Source organism: Pseudomonas sp. TH10 (assembly GCF_016651255.1).
Classification (GTDB): domain Bacteria; phylum Pseudomonadota; class Gammaproteobacteria; order Pseudomonadales; family Pseudomonadaceae; genus Aquipseudomonas.
Map to the genome: position 1 here is coordinate 16,328 of NZ_JAEKEG010000054.1, position 21,328 is coordinate 37,655.

Annotated in this window: 15 protein-coding genes and 4 pseudogenes; 12 read left to right on the forward strand and 7 right to left on the reverse strand. The window is 57.3% G+C overall.

The features are described from left to right. Positions 1-8: 8 nt before the first annotated feature. Positions 9-1,170 (reverse strand): annotated as a pseudogene (locus JFT80_RS08565) (acyl-CoA dehydrogenase family protein). 27 nt (positions 1,171-1,197) lie between these two features. Continuing rightward, the gene (locus tag JFT80_RS08570; protein WP_201147581.1) at positions 1,198-2,025 is read right to left on the reverse strand and encodes a MaoC family dehydratase N-terminal domain-containing protein; all 828 of its coding nucleotides are present in this window, start codon (positions 2,023-2,025) and stop codon (positions 1,198-1,200) included. Between the two features lie 114 nt (positions 2,026-2,139). Between JFT80_RS08570 and JFT80_RS08575 the strand changes: the two genes are divergently transcribed. The 3 genes and pseudogenes from JFT80_RS08575 to JFT80_RS08585 all read left to right on the forward strand — a co-directional run bounded on the left by JFT80_RS08575 (position 2,140) and on the right by JFT80_RS08585 (position 4,539). Further along, complete coding sequence (locus JFT80_RS08575) at positions 2,140-2,814, forward strand: TetR/AcrR family transcriptional regulator (protein WP_242482845.1); 675 nt, start codon at positions 2,140-2,142, stop codon at positions 2,812-2,814. Positions 2,815-2,918: 104 nt separating this feature from the next. Then, the gene (locus tag JFT80_RS08580; protein ID WP_201147582.1) at positions 2,919-4,202 is read left to right on the forward strand and encodes an MFS transporter; all 1,284 of its coding nucleotides are present in this window, start codon (positions 2,919-2,921) and stop codon (positions 4,200-4,202) included. A gap of 50 nt (positions 4,203-4,252) precedes the next feature. Beyond that, positions 4,253-4,539, forward strand: a pseudogene (locus tag JFT80_RS08585) (4-methylmuconolactone methylisomerase). A gap of 221 nt (positions 4,540-4,760) precedes the next feature. Here JFT80_RS08585 and JFT80_RS08590 read toward each other — a convergent pair. Beyond that, positions 4,761-5,687: a LysR substrate-binding domain-containing protein gene (locus JFT80_RS08590; RefSeq protein WP_201147583.1), complete on the reverse strand. Its 927-nt coding sequence runs from the start codon at positions 5,685-5,687 to the stop codon at positions 4,761-4,763. A gap of 158 nt (positions 5,688-5,845) precedes the next feature. On the opposite strand from JFT80_RS08590, the gene JFT80_RS08595 reads away from it, so the two are divergent. From JFT80_RS08595 to JFT80_RS08630, 8 genes and pseudogenes are all read left to right on the forward strand, one after another. Continuing rightward, complete coding sequence (locus tag JFT80_RS08595; RefSeq protein WP_201147584.1) at positions 5,846-6,544, forward strand: fumarylacetoacetate hydrolase family protein; 699 nt, start codon at positions 5,846-5,848, stop codon at positions 6,542-6,544. An 89-nt stretch (positions 6,545-6,633) separates the two neighbouring features. Beyond that, on the forward strand, positions 6,634-8,001 hold the full coding sequence (locus tag JFT80_RS08600) for an aromatic acid/H+ symport family MFS transporter (protein WP_201147585.1): 1,368 nt from the start codon (positions 6,634-6,636) through the stop codon (positions 7,999-8,001). A gap of 21 nt (positions 8,002-8,022) precedes the next feature. Further along, positions 8,023-8,661 carry a maleylacetoacetate isomerase gene (gene maiA / locus JFT80_RS08605; protein ID WP_201147586.1) on the forward strand — a complete coding sequence of 213 codons (639 nt, stop codon included), beginning with the start codon at positions 8,023-8,025 and terminating at the stop codon, positions 8,659-8,661. Positions 8,662-8,725: 64 nt separating this feature from the next. Beyond that, the gene (locus JFT80_RS08610) at positions 8,726-10,000 is read left to right on the forward strand and encodes a 3-hydroxybenzoate 6-monooxygenase (RefSeq protein ID WP_242482846.1); all 1,275 of its coding nucleotides are present in this window, start codon (positions 8,726-8,728) and stop codon (positions 9,998-10,000) included. 17 nt (positions 10,001-10,017) lie between these two features. Continuing rightward, complete coding sequence (locus tag JFT80_RS08615) at positions 10,018-11,094, forward strand: cupin domain-containing protein (RefSeq protein ID WP_242482847.1); 1,077 nt, start codon at positions 10,018-10,020, stop codon at positions 11,092-11,094. Positions 11,095-11,576: 482 nt separating this feature from the next. Next, complete coding sequence (locus JFT80_RS08620) at positions 11,577-12,917, forward strand: carbohydrate porin (RefSeq protein ID WP_307833062.1); 1,341 nt, start codon at positions 11,577-11,579, stop codon at positions 12,915-12,917. A gap of 40 nt (positions 12,918-12,957) precedes the next feature. Beyond that, positions 12,958-15,355, forward strand: a pseudogene (locus JFT80_RS25105) (membrane-bound PQQ-dependent dehydrogenase, glucose/quinate/shikimate family). Between the two features lie 202 nt (positions 15,356-15,557). Next, a complete protein-coding gene (locus JFT80_RS08630; RefSeq protein ID WP_201147587.1) occupies positions 15,558-15,971 on the forward strand; it encodes a hypothetical protein in 414 nt (137 codons plus the stop codon). A gap of 756 nt (positions 15,972-16,727) precedes the next feature. Here JFT80_RS08630 and JFT80_RS08635 read toward each other — a convergent pair. The 4 genes and pseudogenes from JFT80_RS08635 to JFT80_RS25415 all read right to left on the reverse strand — a co-directional run bounded on the left by JFT80_RS08635 (position 16,728) and on the right by JFT80_RS25415 (position 20,932). Next, the gene (locus JFT80_RS08635) at positions 16,728-17,846 is read right to left on the reverse strand and encodes an agmatine/peptidylarginine deiminase (RefSeq protein ID WP_201147588.1); all 1,119 of its coding nucleotides are present in this window, start codon (positions 17,844-17,846) and stop codon (positions 16,728-16,730) included. 23 nt (positions 17,847-17,869) lie between these two features. Continuing rightward, on the reverse strand, positions 17,870-18,967 hold the full coding sequence (locus tag JFT80_RS08640; protein ID WP_201147589.1) for an extracellular solute-binding protein: 1,098 nt from the start codon (positions 18,965-18,967) through the stop codon (positions 17,870-17,872). Position 18,968: 1 nt separating this feature from the next. Continuing rightward, positions 18,969-19,877 carry an N-carbamoylputrescine amidase gene (gene aguB / locus JFT80_RS08645; RefSeq protein ID WP_201147590.1) on the reverse strand — a complete coding sequence of 303 codons (909 nt, stop codon included), beginning with the start codon at positions 19,875-19,877 and terminating at the stop codon, positions 18,969-18,971. Positions 19,878-19,880: 3 nt separating this feature from the next. Beyond that, a pseudogene (locus JFT80_RS25415) lies at positions 19,881-20,932 on the reverse strand (agmatine/peptidylarginine deiminase). Between the two features lie 134 nt (positions 20,933-21,066). Here JFT80_RS25415 and JFT80_RS08655 point away from each other — a divergent pair. Then, positions 21,067-21,328, forward strand: a 262-nt coding sequence (locus JFT80_RS08655; protein WP_201147591.1) for a LysR family transcriptional regulator, incomplete at its 3' end; no start/stop codon positions are given.

The following is a 21,328-nucleotide window of genomic DNA, read 5'->3' on the forward strand; positions in this document are numbered from 1 at the left end:
TTCGCTCCTTAGAAGCTGCGTGGCAGTTCAAGCAGATGCTCGGCGACGTAGGACAGAATCAGATTGGTTGAGATCGGAGCCACCTGGTACAGACGGGTTTCGCGGAATTTGCGCTCTACGTCGTATTCGCAGGCGAAGCCAAACCCGCCATGGGTTTGCAGGCAAGCATTGGCCGCTTCCCAGGACGCCTTGGCCGCCAGGTATTTAGCCATGTTGGCGCTGGCCCCGGCGTTCTCGCCGCTGTCGTATTCATCGCAGGCGCGCCAGCGCATCAGGTCCGCCGCTTCAACCTCGACATGGGCTTCGGCAATCGGGAACTGCACGCCTTGGTTCTGCCCGATCGGGCGTCCGAACACCACACGGTCGCGGGCATAGGCACTGGCTTTCTCGATAAACCAGCGACCGTCGCCGATGCATTCAGCGGCAATCAACGTACGCTCGGCGTTCAATCCATCGAGGATGTAGCGAAAGCCCTTGCCCTCTTCGCCGATGAGGCTGTCCAGCGGCAACTCCAGATTGTCGAAGAACAGCTCGTTGGTCTCATGATTGACCATGTTCGCGATGGGCTGCACGGTGAGGCCGTTGCCGATGGCCTCGCGCAAGTCGACGAGAAAGATCGACATGCCTTCAGATTTTTCTTGACCTCGGCCAGCGGCGTGGTGCGCGCCAGCAGGATCATCAGGTCCGAGTGCTGCACCCGCGAGATCCAGACCTTTTGGCCATTGATAACGTACTTGTCACCTTGCTTGACCGCCGTCGTTTTGATCTTGGTGGTGTCGGTACCGGTGGTGGGCTCGGTCACGGCCATCGATTGCAGGCGTAATTCACCGGTGGCCAGTTTCGGCAGGTAAAGGCTTTTCTGCGCCGTGCTGCCGTGACGCAGCAGGGTGAACATGTTGTACATCTGCCCGTGCACGGCGCCGGAATTACCACCGCAAGCGTTCACTTCTTCAAGAATGATCGAAGCTTCTGCCAGGCCCAGGCCTGAACCGCCGTATTCGGTGGGGATCATCGCCGACAGCCAGCCAGCATCGGTCAAGGCTTTTACGAAGGCTTCGGGAAAGCCTTTTCTTCATCGACCTGGCGCCAGTAAGGGGCATCGAACTCGGCGCACAGGGCGCGTACGCCTTCGCGGATGGCATTGAAGTCTTCGTTGTTATTGGGATTCATCTCAAGTCCTATGGAGTGATGCAAAACTCAGTCGAATTCGACGCTTGCGTGTTGGCTGATACCGCTCTCATCGCCTGCCCAGAGGTCAGCGAAACCGTGCCGGGTATGGTGTCCACCGACCTTGAACGGGGTGGGCGCTATCAGAGGGCGAATACCGCGAAAGGAAAACTGCCGAACACGTGCCAATGGGTTTGCCTGTACGAAAGCGGCCAGGTTCAGGGTGGCGGTCAGCGGACCATGAACGACCAGGCCGGGATAACCCTCTGTCCCGGTGACATAAGGCCAATCGAAATGGATGCGGTGCGCATTAAAGGTGACGGCTGAGTACCGGAACAGCAGGAGCGGATCGGGGCTGATGTTTTCGCTCCACTGCGTTTCGGGAGGCGGCTCACCGGCGCTGAGCTTGGGTGGGTTCGGTTCACGGTAAACGATGTCTTGCTCTTCGCTGATGCACCGCTGCTCGTCTTGCCACACATCATGAGCGAGCGTGACAAATAGCAGGGATCCGGTGCGGCCCTTTTTTTCCTCGATATGCTTGATCGTCGTGTGACGGCGGGCGGACGCACCGACCCGCAGAGGATGGAAGAACTCGACTCGGCTGCCTGCCCACATGCGGTTACGTCCATACGCAGGCGGCATGAATTCGCCCAGCGTCGGATGCCCGTCAGGTCCGAGCTGGCGTTGTTCGGCGCAGTCATCAAAAAAGCACCAGTGCCACAGCCAAGGTAACTCCTGGCAGTCCGTTGGCGCAGGGACGTTGAACATCGCAGCGATGCGCCGCACCAAAGAGGGGCTGAACTGGTCATTGCGCACCTGTGTTCGGCCGACCCAGCTTCCCGGTTCGAAATCTTGCATGTTGTGCTTTCCCCATTGGCTGCAGTTGCAAACAGGATGAAGGGGAGAGCGGTGGTGGGGAATTGGCTTTTGCGTAAGTCAGCGTGAAGCTTTGCCTAAGGCTGGGCAGGTAGGATGCAACGCCGCCTTCCATTTTTTGAAATTGCTGTCGCCGGCCCTGCCAATCATGCTGCTGTCAGACTTTTGTGGGAGCAGGCGGCTATAAACACATTTCTGGATACACGCCAACAAGCGATTTCGCTGTTTGCCAGCAAGGGCTACAGCAATGTCGGTATGCGCGAGCTGGCCTCGGCCCTTGGGATCAAATGCGGCTCGATCTACAACCACATCGAGAGCAAGGAGGCGTTGCTCTACGAGTTGTTTGAAGAGCTGCTGGGGTTATTACAGACCAAGGCCATGCAAATACAGCGCAAGACCGAGGCCCCGAAGCGGCTGCGCAAGATCATCGAGATGCACTTGAGCCTACAGGACCGCATGCCCTGCCATTTTCAACTGTTGGAACAGGAGTGGCGTCATCTAAGTGAGCCTTGGCTCGATCAGGCCGATGCCCATCGTGCGCGGTACGAACAGATCATCGCTGCAGCTATTGGCCCTTCGGCGTGCAGCCACACCTGCACGAAAGGCATCGTCACGCTACTCAATCAAGCCCCCGCCTGGCTGCCAGCGCTGAGGCTCTCCGGGAGCGCCCGCCTGGATCTGGTCTACGCCATGGTTGAACTGATTATTGCCCAGGCGTTTAGCAATTCGAGTGGCCAGCGGACAGGTGGATCGACAATCCGGGCTTCTTAGCAAAAGCAAAAGGCCGGCTTTCAATAACGAAAATGGGCAGATCAACACGACTGGTTCATCCTCGGCCCCCTGGATGCACCCCCTATAACAATAAGGATCGGCCCATGTTCTCCTGGTACAAAAGTGGCACCCCGCGTGAGAAGAAAACCTTTTGGGCCTGCTATGCCGGCTGGGCTCTGGACTCCTATGACATGCAGATGTTCAGCTTCCTGCTGCCCACGCTGATCGGGATCTGGGGGCTGACCAAAGGCGAGGCGGGAATTGTCGGGACATCGGCCTTGCTGTCGGCGGCCTTGGGTGGATGGATCGCAGGCATCCTGAGCGACCGCTTCGGGCGTGTGCGCATCCTGATTTTCACGGTGTGCTGGTTTACGTTCTTCGGCGTCGTCGCGGGGTTTGCGCAAAATTTTGAGCAGTTGCTGGTCGCACGAACTCTCCAAGGCTTGGGATTCGGCGGCGAATGGGCTATCGGTGTAGCGCTCATGGCCGAGGTCATCAATCCGAAAAATCGAGGGAGGGCGTTGGGTTTCGTGCAGTCCGGTTTCGCATTGGGATGGGCCGGCGCGGTGCTGATCGTCACCGGGATCCTGGCGTATTTCCCCGCTGAGTACGCCTGGCGTGTGGCGTTCTGGGTCGGTGTACTGCCCGCGCTGGTGGTGATTTTCATTCGACGCAACGTCAAGGATTCGGATGCGTTCAAGCAATCGCAGGAGCTCGATACGGACAAAGCCTCTATCGGAACCGTGTTTTCCGCCAAGTACATCAAGGTCAGCATGCTTGCCAGCTTGTTGGTGATTGGATTGCAGGCGGGCTGCTACGTGATTCTGGTCTGGACGCCTTCGATGATGGCCGAGCGCGGTGTTGTGTCCGGGTCGCTTATCCTGACGATTCTGATCATGGCGCTAGGCAGTCTTTGCGGCTTCGCCACCACCGCTTACATGTCAGACCGCCTGGGCCGACGCCCGACGCTGATGATCCTGTCGTTGGCCTCCTGGATTGTCACCGTTGCCTATATGTTCGTTCCGCTCAACCCTCTGGTAGCGCACATCATGGGCTTTTTGGTCGGCGCATTGGCGATCGGTATGTTTGCGGCGCTGGGCCCGTTCCTAAGCGAGTTGTTCCCGACCCAGGTTCGCACCACGTGCATGGGCTTCTCGTACAACGTCGGCAAATCGGTGGGGGCAATGGCCGTCACCGGGGTCGGGCTGCTCGCTGCCAGATTCGGTCTCTCCCAGTCTGTTGGCGCGTTTTGCCTGGTCGCTTACGCTATCGCTGTATTTGCCCTGCTGCTATTACCCGAAACCAAGGGGGTTCGGCTCGATGAACTTGATGTGGTTGAAAAAGGAACCGGCCCGTCCCCGCAACCGTTGTCCGGACAACGCACTTGAAGGAAATTCAAATGATCAGAATCGTCTATTTGCTGGTTAAGCCTCAAACGATGAGCGATGCAGTCTTCAAACAGGAATGCAGGCGTCACTTTGAAATGAGTGAGGGTATCCCTGGCTTGTACAAATATGAGGTCAGGCTGGTGTCAGAGAACCCCAGCGACACCCACGTACCCTATCTTGAGGTGCCACCAGTGCATGCAATTGGGGAATGCTGGTTTCGCGATCAGGCCGACTATGAGTTTTACATGGCGGCCGAGAAAGGAAGGTTTGGTTTGAACACGGCAAAACGTTTATTGGCGGGCTCAAACCATTTGTAACTTGCGATGTGGTTTTATAGTCAGTAGATGAAAAAAACCAATAGAGATACATAGCTCCAGTAAACTCTGAAAATTACTGAAATAAAGACTTTCGCAGACTATGTGAAAACCTGACAATCTGCGCAGTGCTCAAAGAAAATGCTTCGTATCGAATGATGCGGAGCATTTTTCATTAGGGTCTACATCCAGGGATCGTCCCGCAGCCAGACCAGCGGTTGAGCAGCTCGTCATCGACTCAGGGTTATTTTATATGGTTGTCTCGGCCAGAGGCCCTAAGCAAGCATTCGCGGAAATCAAGAACTGCATTGTCAATGTAAGGTTCATCTCGCCAACAGACTCCGATGCTGCCTTCAGCGCCCATATCAAAGTCAAGGGCCTTGACTAGACCACGATTGGTGAAATGCTCGGCGACACGGCCAGAGGCTATCGAAAGCATATCGCTCGTTTGCAGCAGCCACAGATTGGCCATTAGCGATGACGACTCGACCCGACTTGGCAAAGGTTTGAGCCCCGCATTGCTCAACGCCGAGTCCAGCCGCTGGCGAATGGGCGTTCCCTCTGGCCAGAGAATCCAGTCGAAGGCCAAGAGATCATCCCAGGTGAGGTGTGATTTCAAGGTCAGCGGATGCCCGGGACGGGCAATGACCTGTGTGGGTTCTCGAAACAGCATCTGGCTGTTCAACGTGGGCCTGGGCTGATAGCTGTCGAGGCGTCCAACCACCAGGTCCAGATGACCAAGCTCCAACCGCTCAAGCAATACATTCATGGTGCTCTCTTGCAAAGAGACATGTGCCCGTGGGTGCATGGCCAGGAAGTGAGCGATGGCATCGGGTACCAGGCTTGGCGCCGCGGCAGGTGAAGTACCGACGGTGATGCTAGGAGCGCTGCCTTCCTTGAGCGCATCCATATTATTCTGTGCCCGCTCCATTTCGCTCAGGATACGCCGTACGTGGTTGATCAGCAGCTCACCCTGAGCGGTTGGGCGCAATCCCCGAGCGTGTCGTTCGAACAGCGTGGCGCCTGCATCTTCTTCCAGATCCTTGAGCCATTTCGACAGTCCGGGTTGGGTGGTGTTAGCGGTACGGGCGGCGTCGCTGACACTCCCGGTTTCGGCAAGACTGATCAGCAGCTGCAGGTGTCTGAGGCGTAAACGGGTCGTCCAGGTCATAGTGCTCATATACGAAAAAAGTATGGATGCATCCGAAAATATCATTATTCGCATAGAGGTGGCAGGTTTTTAATGGACCAATGCCGGGGTCGCTGCATGCCAGCGCAACCTGCTTATCGCGCACAGCATGATCCACCCTTTTTACCAGGAGCCTTCTCATGAGCTACGTATTCGAGCCACAAGCCCCCGTGACCCTGGCGGTCGCTGGCAGTGAGCAAAAGTTTCCGGTACGCCGCGTTTATTGCGTTGGCCGTAACTACGCCGCTCACGCCCGTGAAATGGGCTTCGATCCAGACCGCGAGCCGCCGTTTTTCTTTTGCAAGCCTGCCGATGCGGTAATTTCGGTGGCCTATTACCAGCCCCTGGAACTGCCTTATCCGGCCGAAACCAGCAACTACCACTACGAAATCGAACTCGTTGTGGCCATTGGTAAGGCGGGTCGCGATATTCCGCTGGAGCAGGCGAACGACTATGTCTATGGCTATGCCGTTGGCCTGGACATGACTCGCCGTGACCTGCAGATGAAAATGCGCGAAATGGGCCGCCCCTGGGAAATCGGCAAGGCGTTCGATGCCTCGGCACCGATCGGTCCATTGCACCCTGCCAGCCAGATTGGCCACCCGAGCAAGGCCGGCCTGTGGCTGCAGGTCAATGGCACGGACAAGCAGCGCAGCGATATCGACAAGCTGATCTGGTCTGTCCCGGAAACCATCAGCTACCTCTCTCGCTTCTTCGAACTCCAGCCTGGCGACTTGATCATGACCGGTACACCTGAAGGTGTGGGGCCAGTGGTGGTCGGCGAGCGCATGACCGGCGGTGTAGAAGGCTTGGGCGAGATCCAGGTCGACATCGTTTAATACGTTCCGGGGTCGGCTCCACGCCGTCTGCCCCGACTCGAATTGCCCGTACGCGGCCCGCATAACGTGCAGGCCCGGAGGATTCGCTCATGTCTTCCACTGATAAAAATAACAGTGTGGATGTACAAGACTTCATCGACAGCAGGCCGGTCAGCCGCTACCAGTGGATGATTCTAGGTTTGTGTTTTTTGATCACGGCCATCGATGGCTTGGACACTGCTGCGGTCGGTTTCATAGCCCCCGCCTTGCGCGACGAGTGGGGTTTGACGCCTGCGCAACTCAATCCGGTACTCGGCGCTTCATTGCTGGGCCTGATGCTCGGTGCTTTCATCGCCGGCCCGCTGGCTGACCGTTTCGGTCGCAAAACCATCTTGCTGATTTCCGTTTTATTCTTCGGCGGTTGGAGCCTTGCCGCCTGTGCATCACAAGATGTCTTCAGCCTGACCATCTTGCGTTTCCTGACCGGACTTGGCTTGGGTGGCGCCATGCCCCAAGCGATCACCCTGACGTCTGAATACTGCCCGCAACGCCGTCGCTCGTTGATGGTCACCACCATGTTCTGCGGCTTCACGCTGGGGTCCGCGCTCGGGGGCGTAATAGCCGCCCAGATGGTGCCGGTTTACGGCTGGCGAAGCGTGCTGTTTTTGGGCGGTGTATTGCCTCTCTTGTTCCTGCCGATTCTCTACGTGTTCTTGCCTGAGTCAGTGCGATTCCTGGTGCAGCGCTCGGCGCCTGCAAAGCAGATCAGCGCCATTTTGCAACGCATCTCGGGGCAACCGCTGCCCAGTAATCTCAGTTACGACATTCACGACGGCATCGGTGAGTCCAACCCCGGTCAATCGCCGATCAGCCAGATTCTCAGCGGTAGCCATCGCGCAGGAACCCTGCTGCTGTGGACCTCATTTTTCATGAGTCTGCTGATCATCTACATGATGACCAGTTGGTTGCCGATCCTGATCAAGGACACCGGCCTGTCACTTAGCCAGGCGGCGCGGGTCAGCGCCATGTTTCAAGTCGGTGGCACCTTAGGGGCAATTCTCTTGGGCGCAGCGATGGACCGATTCAATCCGTTCCGGGTGCTGGTCTGTGCCTACATCGCCGGCGCTTTCTGCCTGATGCTCATTGGTCTGTTCCATGATCAATTCATCCTGTTGACGATCGGGGTGTTCGGCATGGGCTTTTGCATCAGCGGTTCGCAAGTCGGGGCCAACGCCCTGGCAGCGAGTTTCTACCCGACCACCATGCGTTCCACCGGGGTCAGTTGGGCCCATGGTGTCGGTCGCATCGGCTCGGTCCTCGGTACTTTGGGTGGTGGCTGGATGCTGAGCATGGGCATGGGCTTCAACGGCATCTTTACGGTCCTGATGTTGCCGGCCTTGCTGGCTAGCGCCGCGATTTTTGTGATGGGCTTGCGCTACAGCCGTTCTTTAGCGCAGCCGTCAATCGCCGTTCATTGATACACCATAGGAATTGCACACATGAAGCTCTACAGCTTTTTCAATAGCTCCACCTCCTACCGAGTGCGTATCGCGCTCGAATTGAAGGGGTTGCCCTATGATTACCAGGGCATCAACTTGCGGGAGGGCCAGCAGTACAGTCCCGCTCACCGCGAGCTCAGCCCGATTGGTGGTGTACCGGTGCTTGACGCGGATGGCACCCTGTTGACCCAATCCCTTGCGATCATCGACTACCTCGACAGCCAATACGCAGGCCCACGCCTGATCCCCGTCGATGCCCTGCAGCGTGCCCGCGTGTTGGAAATCGCCAACCTGATTGGCTGCGATATCCACCCACTGAACAACGTGCGTGTGCTCAATTATCTGCAGAACGTATTGGCAGTCAGTGCCGAGCAAAAAACAACCTGGTACAAACACTGGGTCGCCGAAGGCCTGAGTGCCGTTGAAGCGCTACTGCAACGCCATGGCAGCGGCAACTACTGCGTGGGTGAGGAACCGGGCCTGGCCGAATGCTGCCTGATAGCCCAAGTCGCCAATGCCGAGCGCATGGGCTGCGATCTTTCCAGCTATCCGCGGATCATGGCCGTGTATCGCCATTGCCTGGAACTGCCAGCCTTTCAGGCCGCTGCGCCTGCGCGGCAACCCGATTTCATTGCATGACTTATCCGCAGGCTCCGCTGCTCATTCAAGAAGCCTGCACGGCAACATATTGGAGACTCGAATCATGACTGCACAAAATAAAAAACAGTCGATTATCGTCGTTGGCGGTGGCATCGGTGGCCTCGCTGCCGCTCAGGCGTTGACCCAGCAAGGTATCGCTGTGTTGCTACTGGAGCAGGCTGACCATATTGGCGAAATCGGCGCCGGCATTCAGCTTGGACCCAATGCCTACGCAGCGCTCGATGCGCTTGGCGCCGGAGCGGCGGCCCGCAGTCGCTCGGTGTTCACCGATCATCTGATCATGATGGATGCAGTCGACGCACACGAAGTGGCTCGCATCGAGGTCGGTGAAGCGTTCCGCGAGCGCTTCGGCAACCCTTATGGTGTGATCCACCGTACCGACATTCATTTGTCGATCCTTGAGGCGGTACAAAACAATCCGCTGATTCAGTTCAAAACCTCGGTCTGCATTAAAAACCTTGAGCAGGACGCCGATGGCGTAACCCTGACTGACCAAAATGGCAACATCTACCGCGCCGATGCTGTGATCGGTTGCGACGGCGTTCGTTCCGTTGTGCGCGATGTGTTGCATGGCGAGCCGCCGCGCGTGACCGGACATGTGGTGTATCGCGCAGTCGTGGATGAAAAAGACATGCCCGAGGACTTGCGCGTCAACGCGCCGATGCTCTGGGCTGGTCCGCGTTGCCACCTGGTGCATTACCCGTTGCGCGGTGGCAAGCAATATAACCTGGTGGTCACCTTCCACAGCAATCAGCAGGAAGAGTGGGGCGTTACCGAAGGCAGCAAGGAGGAGGTACTTCGCTACTTCGAGGGCATCCACCCGCGTCCACGCCAGATGCTTGATCGCCCGACCTCATGGCGTCGATGGGCCACCGCAGACCGTGATCCAGTGGAAAAATGGGGCGAAGGCCGCGTAACCATCCTCGGCGATGCGGCTCACGCAATGACTCAGTATCTGGCCCAAGGTGCGTGCAGTGCACTGGAAGACGCTGTGGTACTTGGGCAGGCTATCAAACAATGCAATTTTGACCTGACGGCAGCCTTCCTCTTGTACGAAACCATCCGCATCCCGCGCACAGCCCGGATCCTCTGGTCGGCTCGCGAGATGGGGCGCCTTTACCACGCCAAAGGTGTCGAGCGTCAAAGTGCGCAATCAACTGTGGGAAGGTCGTACGCAAGAACAGTTTTACGATGCCATGCAGTGGCTGTATGGCTGGAGCCTCGACAACTGCATGAAGCACTGATTCGGCATTGCTCCGCTTGCCAGCTGCGCAGACCTTTGGCCTGGAACCGAGTCCGCGCATCGCCACTTCATTGAAAGAAGGATACGTAGCCATGTCCAATCATGATGGCCTTGAACAGGCCCCCGTTCACAACGTCATGGCGCCGGATGACACCCCGGAATTGCGCCAACTGTATGCCGATTTCGAAGCCGGGCACATGATGCCGCTGTGGACGCAGATCGGTAACCTGATGCCCAAACATCCCATGCCGCGCGCCGTGCCGTATGTCTGGAAATGGTCCGATCTGTACCCGTTGGCCAAACGCTCCGGTGATCTGGTGCCGGTCGGTCGTGGTGGCGAACGTCGGGCCATTGGCCTCGGCAATCCGGGCCTTGAAGGGCGTCCTTGCATAAGCCCAACCTTGTGGTGCGCCATCCAATACCTGGGCCCGCGGGAAACAGCACCAGAGCATCGCCACGCACAGAATGCTTTCCGTTTTGTTATCGAAGGCGAGGGCGTCTGGACCGTGGTCAATGGCGACCCGGTTCGTATGAGCCGTGGCGATCTGTTGTTGACCCCGGGTTGGAACTTTCACGGCCACCAGAACGTGACCGACAAGCCGATGGCGTGGATCGATGGTCTTGATATCCCGTTCTCCTACCAGAATGATGTTGGCTTCTTTGAGTTCGGTTCGGAAAAACTGACCGATATCACCACGCCGCAATACTCGCGTGGCGAACGCCTGTGGTGCCATCCGGGTTTGCGTCCGCTGTCTGGCCTCGCGAACACCGTCAGTTCGCCCATTGGCGCCTATCGTTGGGAGCACACCGATCGCGCCCTCTCTGAGCAGTTGCGACTCGAAGAGGAAGGCTTCCCCGGTGTCCTGGAGAAAGGCCATGCCGCCGTGCGCTTCGTCAATCCGACCACTGGTGGTGACATCATGTCCACCCTCCGTGCCGAGTTTCATCGCTTGCGTGCCGGCGCGGTTTCGGCCGAACGTCGGGAAGTGGGCTCGCGGGTTTTCCAGGTGTTCGAGGGTAGGGGAGAGGTGGTGTTGGACGGCGTCAGCCGAAGCCCTAGAAAAAGGCGACCTTTTTGTCATTCCATCCTGGATCAGTTGGTCATTGCACGCCGAAAGCCAATTCGACCTGTTCCAGCTTTTCCGACGCACCGATCATGGAGCGGTTGAATTTCGACCGTGCGATGGTCAACGGCCAATGGGTCTGACAGCACTTCGCCGGGCTGCCACGGCAGCCTAGGCGCGGCTTTAATTATTAAATCGCCATAAAACAGTGAGTAACGCTCATCTAGATGCAGGTGCGCATATCACAGAAAGTGCTATCTGTTATGTCACCTCGACTCGTCAATATTGAACGACTGGTCATGAACCCAGCCATGTTATTTGATAGGGTTCAACGAAAGCAGCAATCCAAACGGTCGATACCCTGTATCGCCATTTTGAATAGTGTCTGTCGCTACATCGATAACCCCCTGATAGCACACAAAAACATGGCTTGTCTTGAATAAGCTATTGTTTTCAATAGAACTATTTATAGTAGCCAACTAATTGATAGTCAGCTATCGATCTGTTAGGCTCGCGGCCTCTTGAACTGTGCGTGCGATCCGCCTTTTCCACTAACGCGTACTAAAACGCATCCGGTAAGGTTTCCAGTGAAGATCAAAATCATTCCTGTCAGTGGGTTATTTATAATCATTTTTGCAACGGGAGCGGAGGCGCATGAACAAATGTTCTCTGCTAACTCCCGATGGATGACCGGCGACTGGGGTGGCTTACGTACCGAATTGCTGGATAAAGGATATGACTTTCAGTTCAGTTATCAGTCCGAAAGTGCCGCCAATCTTCGCGGTGGTTCTGACCACGATCACACTGCCCGTTATACCGATCAGTTCAATATGGGTGGCGCATTCGATCTTGAAAAGGTCCTGGGCTGGGAGAAAGCAAATCTTCAGTTACTTATTACAGAGCGTAGCGGTCGCGACATCACCAACGATCGTCTTGCAGACGCACGTACGGGTACGCTTGGATCCTCGGTCCAGGAAAACTACGGACGTGGCCAAACCTGGCGCATTACAACGCTGGCGTATCAGCAAAAATTCTTCGATGACGTACTAGACATAAAAGTCGGTCGCTTGCCCATTGGCAGCGACTTCGATTCGACAGGTTGTGTCTTCCAGAACAACTCATTGTGCGGTGGCCTGGTCGGTCACGCGTCCACCGTCTGGTACAACTCACCCGTAGGGCAGTGGGGAGGACGGATCAAGGTCAACATCACGCCCACCGTCTATGCTCAAGTGGGCGCCTACGAGTACAACCCGGCCCTGCTCGAAAGCAATAATGGTTTCAAGCTCAACACGTCCGGTCGAGAAGGTACGACCTACGTGAGCGAACTGGGCTGGACACCTTCTCTGGGCGAGGCGGGGATGGCGGGCAAATACATGTTGGGCGGTTACTGGAACAGCGCTACGGCCAACGATGTGCTTGAAGATGCCAACGGCCGCAACAAGCAAGTAACCGGTGAGCCGGCAGACCAGCTCGATGGGCGGTACGGGATGTATGCCTATGCTCGCCAGCAAATCACCACCATTGGCGGTGACGCAAAGCGGGGTCTTAGCCTGTTCGCCCATTATTCCCAGTACGACAAACGCAGCAGCACACTGGATTGGCAGGCTCAGGTTGGCGCTATTTATGCGGGACCATTCGACGCCCGCCCACAGGATTCGCTGGCTATCGGCTTCAGTGAATTGCACGTCAATCCGGCGCTGACGAAAAATCAGCGCCTGCACAACGAAACGCGCGATCTCACGAATTTCGACAACCCGGCGTATCAGCCGATCCAGCACGCGGAGTACGCCGCCGAGATCCACTACGACTTTAAACTGACACCTTGGCTGATGCTTCGTCCCAACGTTCAGTACCTCGCAAACCCTGGCGGCGTTTACGAAGTAGATAACGCTACCGTGGTGGGTTTGACCGTTAATACCGTTTTCTGACTTTGGGCTTTTCACTCCTTCAAAAGATAGGAAAATAACGATGATTTTAAGAGTGACAAGTATCGTGATGGCGATACTGGGTATTGCGCTGCTGTACATGGGTGCACAGTTGGTGGCTGCCGGTGGTTCGCCAGCGTATACGGTCATAGCCCTTGGTGTGCTGGTGACGGCGGTGCTGATATTTCGGCAGAAGAAGTCAGCGCTGACGCTTTATGCGCTGATGATGTGGGGGATTCTGATCTGGATCATTTACGAAGTTGGCTTCGATAAGTGGCAGTGGATTCCCCGTGGTGATCTGTTCGCGCTAATGGGTTTGTGGCTGGCAATGCCTTGGGTTGTTCGCCCACTTTTCAAGGCGCAGACGGCTGCCGATACCCGCGGTTTTCATCCTTTCCTGGGGGCACGGTTGGGGTAATGATGGTGATCGTGATAGCGGTCATGTTCTACGATCCCTACCCGGTAAAAGGTCAGCTCAGCAACCCGGTGACGTCACGCAGCACTGATGTGGCGGGTAAAGATTGGGTGGCTTATGGCGGCACCAATAACGGTCAGCGCTTTTCCAGTCTGGACCAGATCAAACCGGACAATGTAAAGAAACTGTCGGTGGCCTGGGAATACCACACCGGCGACCTTCGCGATGCTGAAAAAGATGCGAGCGAGTACACCTTCGAAGCGACGCCACTTAAGGTCAACAACCGGGTGTATCTGTGTACCGCTCATAACGAGGTGCACGCCCTGAACCCGGAGACCGGGAAACTGGACTGGAAATACGCGCCGGAGAAAAACCGCTCCTACCTGCAACAGCATCAGACTTGCCGAGGCGTGAGTTACTACTCTGCGGCTTCCGAGAGTGGTCAATCCGCTAACATCTCGACCGCTGAGCAAGGCGTTGCGGCGCAGTGCGAAAAAACGCATCATCACCGCGACGGCAGATGCCCGGCTGGTGGCGCTGGACGCGGATACCGGCAAGCTGTGCAGTAACTTTGGTGACAACGGCGTGGTCGATCTGAGTGCCAACATGGGCGAGATTCGCCCACACGCCTTGATGCAGACCGCAGCGCCGCTAGTGGCGGGCAGTCTGATTGTGGTCGGTGGCTCGGTCATGGACAACGGTTACAACGATGGCAACCCGTCCGGCGTGATCCGGGCCTACAACGTGATCACCGGCCAATTGGTGTGGAACTTCGATCCTGCAAATCCGGACAATACCCAACCCATCGCGGCGGACAAGACCTATCCCTACGACACGCCTGTCGCGTGGGGCACCCTGAGTGCCGATATGAAAAATGGTCTGGTATACGTACCTTTCGGTAATGCCTCGCCGGATGAACTTGGCACCCAGCGTGATCCGAACAGCAACACTGAAAAATTCCGCGATACCCTGGTTGCGCTCGACCTGCACACGGGTGCGTTCAAGTGGAAATTCCAGACTTCGCACAACGACCTGTGGGACCGCGATAACCCTTCGCAACCCACGCTGCTCGACTTGGGTAAAGAGGGCAAAAAGCAACCGGCCCTGCTGCTGCCCACCAAGGTCGGCAACATCTTTGTACTAAATCGCCTGACAGGGGAGCCGATATTCCCTGTTGATCAGGTCAAGGTCGCAACCGATGGCGGTGTGCCGGGTGAGCACTTTGCACCGACGCAACCCGTTTCCAAGATCAACTTCATTCCTGAGGCGCTGACAGAAAAATCCATGTGGGGCATGACGCCCTTCGATCAGATGTCTTGCCGCATCAGCTACAACCAACTGCGTTACGATGGCAACCTCGTGGACGCCGAGCACCGAGTCGGGCTCGCTCATTTTCCCTGGCAACATCGGCGCCTTTAACTGGGGCTCGGTGGCGGTCGATCCTGACCGACAGATTCTGATCGCAGCGCCTGTGCGTCTTGCCTACAAATACAATCTGATCAAGCGCACCGCGCAAACAGAAGACAAGCGCCTGTTCACCCAGGACGGAACGCCTTACTGGAACGAAAACTTCAAAGGCGACTACGCCATACATATTCAGCAGTTCGCCTCCGGTCTTGGCGTCCCCTGTATCGCACCGCCTTGGGGGCGTATGGTCGGGGTTGATCTGAACACGGGAAAAACCGAGTGGATGCGTCGCACGGGCACGAGCAAAAATCTGAAGACCAGTTTCCTGCCTGGGCGTTTCCCGATCGGCTTCCCGATGGGCATGGTTGCCCATGGTGGGCCATTGGTGACTGCCGGTGGCGTGGTTTTCCACGGTGCAACGGCTGATAACTTTATTCGTGCTTACGACATCAATACTGGCGAAGTCCTCTGGCAGACCGAATTGCCCGCTGGCGGGCAGGCCACCCCTTCGACCTACATGGGCAGCGACGGCAAGCAGTACGTGATCATCGCTGCCGGTGGTCATGGCTCTCTTGGAACGACGCTGGGTGATAGCGTGATTGCGTTCCGTCTGGACTGAGGGATCAACAAAACAGAGAAGGGCAGTGCACTGAAGTGTCACTGCTCTTTTTACGAATTTTCGGCGGCGGTACTGCTTTGCACCGCCCTGTGGCTCATGGTGCGTCCGATGCAGGATCCTGAGGTAGTCTGGTGCTCACCTCCAGAAGCGGCGCTTACGCGAACAGATGAAAAGCGCCGGACTATCGAAGAGAGAACGGAAAATGGTTGAGCTCGCCAAGGCTCATATCCTCTCTTGCGGCGACTTTCTTCTGGTTCAAGATTTGGCTGACCATCTGGGTATCCATGCCGGACTCCTGAGCACCGCACTCAAGGAGTGGGAAGCGAACCACCGAATTTTCTCGATCGAACGTGATGGCTTCAGATTGTTTCCCGCTTACGGATTCCCGTCGCACGGCGGAGGCAGTCCAATCCCCGGGCTTATGGATGTTTTATCTATTCTCTGCCCCATGAAAGATGGTTGGGGACTTTCATTCTGGTTTATCTCACCTGATGGGTTCCTCGGAGGCGAGCGCCCGCGGGATCTCCTTTCTACTGATGTAAACAGTGTGATCTTAGCCGCACACGATGAAGCAGTCGGTGTCACGGCTGGCGTCCCAAAGCAACATCTAATTTAACATAATATACATTATGCGTAACGATGGATTGCGCGGTTAGCCCGGTTGGCCGTGGATTTCGAGGTGGCCTATTCTCAAATAGTGGTCATTTTATCGTCGGGCTCTTGAGACCGGTTCGGATGCTTGAGATCTGCTTTGCTTGTGTTGATCTTGAAGATGATTGCACAACTGCGTTTGCGCTTCGTTGTCCTCGACCTCGACCTCGACTTGGTTTAGTCGGCGCTGCATTTACCAGTTTGAAAACCTTTTGCTTGGTGGTTCAGTTGGTGCGGTATTTCAAAATCAAAATCAAAGTCAAAAGATCGCAGCCTTCGGCAGCTCCTACGGTGTTTGCATGGTCATGATGGGAATTGGTTTTTTGCCGCGGCTGGCTGTTGTCGAGATTTGAGCTCGCAGTGTTGACCCGATTTGAAGGACACGATCCATTGCCTGCTTAAGAGCCAGCGTTAGGGTCTGTCAGCCAACTGGCACTGATGTTGACTCCTGAAAACGCGTGTTCCCTTGAGGAGCCGGTGAGCTTGTTGGCCTGGGTTCATAGTGCCTGAAGCGCTAAAATCATAAGTTGGCAAGCAATCCTCCACAAATCCGTGGTACAGCCCAGCATTTCGAGTGCGCACTCGCTCTGGTTATCATGTAGATTGAAAAAGACCTGCTCTATTAGGTGGTTAGGAGCTGGTAGGATTTAACTATACTAAATGTCTCTTTAGTTGAATTAGATTTTACCGTGCCCTGGATTACCTCGATCTCCCGCTTTTTTCACACCGCCGGCTGATGGCTGGTCACGCAGTGAATCCCTCCACCGCCCGCTGCAATCGCGTCAATATTCAGCATCACCATCTCCCTGTCCGGATAAAGCCCGGACAGCAGTTCCAGTGCCTTCGCATCTGCCTCCCGATCGCCGAACTCAGGCGCGATGACCGCCCCATTGACCACAAAGTAGTTGATGTATCCAGCCGCGAAGTCTGGATTCTTTCGGTTGAATTGGCTCTTTCGTGGCTTGAGTGGCGGCGACAGTGTGTGCACCTGCAAAGGCCGGCCATCGGCGTCTGTGGCCTTCTTGAGGATCTCCAGGTGTGCCAGGGTCACTGCCCGGTCGTAGGATTTGGGGTCGTTGTCGAGGTTGGCGATTACCACGCCCGGCTTGACGAAACGTGCGTAGAAATCCACGTGGGCATCGGTGATGTCTTTGCCTTTGATGCCCGGTAGCCAGATGATTTTGCGTAAACCCAGGCGTTCTTTGAGCGCTTGTTCGACCTCGGCTTTGTTCCAGCCCGGGTTGCGGTTGCTGTTGATCCAGCTGCTCTCGGTCATGATCCCGGTGCCGTGGCCGTCCACTTCGATGGCACCGCCCTCTCCCACCAGTTCACTGCGCAGGTAGACCGCTTTGGTGGTTTTGGCGACGACTGCAGCCAGCTCGGCATCTTTGGCATGCTGCTGTTTGTTGCCCCAACCGCTGAAGTTGAAATCCACGGCACCCAGCCCGCCCTTGTCGTCGATGACGAAATTGGCGCTGATGTCACGCATCCAGATGTCGTCGAGTGCGGCAGTCACGTAGGTGATGTTGCGGGTGCCGCAAAATTCTTCGGCGAGGCTGCGCTCGTTCTTGCGGCAGAACACCGTGACCGGTTCATAACGAGCAATGGCCCGAGCGATCAGGCCGATGGCGGTGTGCACGTGGGGAGTGAAGTCTTCCCAAATGGCGGCTTGGGCACCGAACGCAATGAACGCTTGTGCGTGGCGATCGCTCTCTTCGGGCATACGCCAGAGGCTGTCGGTTGCCGCTTGCGCCGGCGACGGGCGCAAACCCAAGCAGGCGGCGGCGCCCAGGCTGACGACTATGCCTGTCTGTTTGATGAAGTTTCGCCGCGTCGGCATGGTGGATTCTCCTGGCGCAGTGCTCATTTGGCGGTCGCCGTCTTGAATTTGGTCCAGGTGCGCATCCGCGCCCGCATGTCGGCCTGGGGAATGTCTTTGCCTGGAATCAGGCGTGCGTAGGCGGCTTCATCAAGATAGATGTCCGGGTTGTCGCGCATCACCGCATCGACGCCCGCCCGCGCCCTGGCGCTGGACGTCGGGTAACCGGTGGCATTACTGATCGCGGCCATGTTCTCCGGACGCATGACGAAGTTGATGAACGCGTAGGCGTATTCCGGGTGTTTGGCGTCTACCGGAATGGCCATGGTGTCCATCCATATCGTCGTGCCTTCGCGGGGCACTCGATACTGAAATTTCGTGTGCTTGCCGGCGCTGTCAGAGGTGCGCTGCGCCTGGGTCATGTCGCCGCTGTAACCGAGGGACAGGCACAGGTTGCCGTTGACCAGATCGGTCACCGGTTGCGACTGGAATTTGCGAATATGCGGCCGCAGCTTCATCAGCAAATCATTTGCCGCCGCCAGATCCGCCGGTTTGGCGCTGCGCGGATCGCGGCCGAGGTAATTGAGCACGACGGCCAGCACTTCATCCGGCGAGTCGATCACCGAGATACCGCAGTTGGCGAATTTGGCCGCCAGTTCCGGTTTGAACAGCATGTCCAGACTGTTGACCGGCGCATCGGCCATGCGCTGTTTGATCTGCTCTTCGTTGTAGGTCAGGCCGATGGTGCCCCAGGTGTAAGGAACCGTGGCCTGGCTTGAGGTTTCATACTGCGTGCGCAGCTTCTGCAGGCCGGGCTCTATGTCCCCCAGGGCGCTGAGTTTCGAGCGGTCCAGCGGGAGCAGGCTGCCGGCGCGCATCAGGCGTTCGGCGACGGTGTCTCCGGGAAAGATCAGGTCGTAGCCACTGCCGCCGGCGAGCATTTTCGCCTCTAACGTTTCGCTGCCGTCCATGACGTCGTAGATCACCTTGATCCCGGTTTCGGCGGTGAAGCGGCTCAGCGTGTCTTCGGCGAAATAATCGGACCAGTTGTACAGCCTCAGGGTTTTTTCATCGGCATGCAGCGGTGCTGAGGCGATTGCCAGGCCCAGCGCGCCCAGCAACAGTGTGTGGGGAATGCGCATATCAGACTCCTCCGGTGTTCCAGCGTGCATGAAGATTACGGCCGTCCTGAGTCAGGAGCGCCCCGTACATTTCCGGGCGACGGTCGCGGTAGATACCCCAGCTCAAGCGCTCTTCACGCATCGCGCCGAGATCGAGCCGCCGGACCAGCACGCCGGCACTGTCGCGGTCAGCCTCAACCAGCAGTTTGCCCTTGTGGTCACAAATGAAGGACGAACCGTAGAAGGTCATTTGCAGGGATGGATCGGTAGTCGCCACTTCCTTGCCGACGCGGTTGGCGGCGACCACCGGCAGCAGGTTTGCGGCCGCGTGGCCACGCATGGTCATCTGCCAGTGATCGCGTGAATCCAGCGCCGCGCAGCCAGGTTCCGAACCGATCGCGGTGGGATAGAGCAACACTTCAGCGCCCATCAACGCCAGGCAGCGCGCGGTTTCCGGGAACCACTGATCCCAGCAGATACCGATGCCGAGGCGACCAAACGCGGTGTCCCAGACTTTGAAACCGCTGTCGCCGGGGCTGAAGTATTCCTTCTCCTGATAGCCGATGGCGTTGGGGATATGGGTTTTGCGATACACCCCGCGCAAGCGCCCGTCAGCATCGGCCACGGCCAGGGAATTGAAGCAGGCATTACCGGCCCGCTCGAACCAGCTCAGCGGCAGCACCACCCCCAGCTCCCGAGCCAGCGCGGCGAAGCGAGCGAGTACGCGGCTGTCGCGATACTCCTCGGCCAGCGCCATGTGCTTATGGCTTTGTTCGATGCAGAAGTACGGCGTGGCGAACAATTCCTGCAACAGGATGACTTGCGCGCCCTTCTCCGCAGCCTCCCGCACCAGACGTTCGGCCTGATCGAGATTTCCGGGTAAATCCCAGGTGCAGGGCATTTGCGTAGTGGCAATGGTCAATAACGTCATCGCTCAACCCTCCAGCGGCCAGGCTGGCTGTTGCTGGGTGATGCAATGCACCCCGCCGCCACCATGCGCCAGATGATTGATTCGCACCGGCACCACTTCACGACCGGGGAAGGCTTGCTCCAGCACTTTCGCCGCAACGTTGTCTGCCTCGATGCCGTACGCCGGCATGATGATCGCGCCGTTGGCGATATAGAAATTGGTGTACGAAGCGCAAAACACTTGGGCTTCGGTGTCCACCGCCTCGGAGGCTTCGTACAGTTCGATCAGCTCGAACCTGCGGCCATGGGCATCGGTTGCCAGTTCCAGCGCGCGACGGTTTTCCCGTGCCACTTCGGCATACACCGAGCTGTGATCGTGAGTCGCATCGACCAACAACACACCCGGACGGGCGAAGGCGCAGACGCCGTCGACGTGGCCATCCGTCATGTCGCCGGTCACATGGTCTGGGTCGCCCGGTAGCCAGATGGTTTTTTCACCCCCAGCAGTCGTGTGAAGATTTCTTCGATGTCGGCCTTGGTCAGTCCCGGATTGCGATTGGGGTTGAGCAGTACTGACTCGGTGGTGATCAGCGTGCCCTCGCCGTCGACATGGATCGCCCCGCCTTCGTTACTCAGCGTCGTGCCGAAGCATTGCACGCCCAGCTGCTCAAGTGCCCGGCGTGCCAGGGTTTCGTCCAGGTCGTGGGCCGACTTGCCGCCCCAAGCGTTGAACCGCCAACTGACACCGGCCAGGCCCTGTTGGGGGTGACAGACGAACGTCGGGCCGGAGTCGCGGCACCAGCTGTCGTTGACTGCCAGTTCAATCAGTTCGACATTGGGGCCGCAGAGTGCCCTGGCACTGAGAACGGCAGACGGGTCCACCACCATTTTGACCGGTTCGAAGCGCGCAATGGCGTTGGCCACCCGGGCGAAATCGATTTGCACCAACGGCAAGGTGACGCCCCAGCTCGACTCCCACAGCGCCTGATTGTGCGGCCAGACCATCCAGGTCGCGGCATGCCTGACCCACTCCGCCGGCATCTGCCAACCACTGTTCTGACGATCATCATGCTGCATGTTATAAACCCCTTGGTTAGTCATTGTGTTCAATGAAAATCGCAATCGCGGTATTGGCATGCATGCTAAGGCCGTGATCATGGGCTAACAAACGATGGATTTTGTGGAAAAGTGATTAGAGGAACTTATCAATTATGCTCAAGCACTGGCCCCCGTTGGGCACCCTTCGCGGCTTTGAAGCGGCCGCCCGCCTGGGCAGTTTTCACAAGGCTGCCGATGAGCTGCACCTTACCCAGTCGGCGATCAGTCAGCAGATCCGCACGTTGGAGGCTTATCTGGAACAGCCGCTGTTTTTCCGCAGTGGCCGCAGTGTCAGCCTGACCGATGCCGGTCATGACTTGCTCAGCACCACCCAGGCATTACTGCAGCAACTGGCTGTCGGCATTCGCCGCCTGG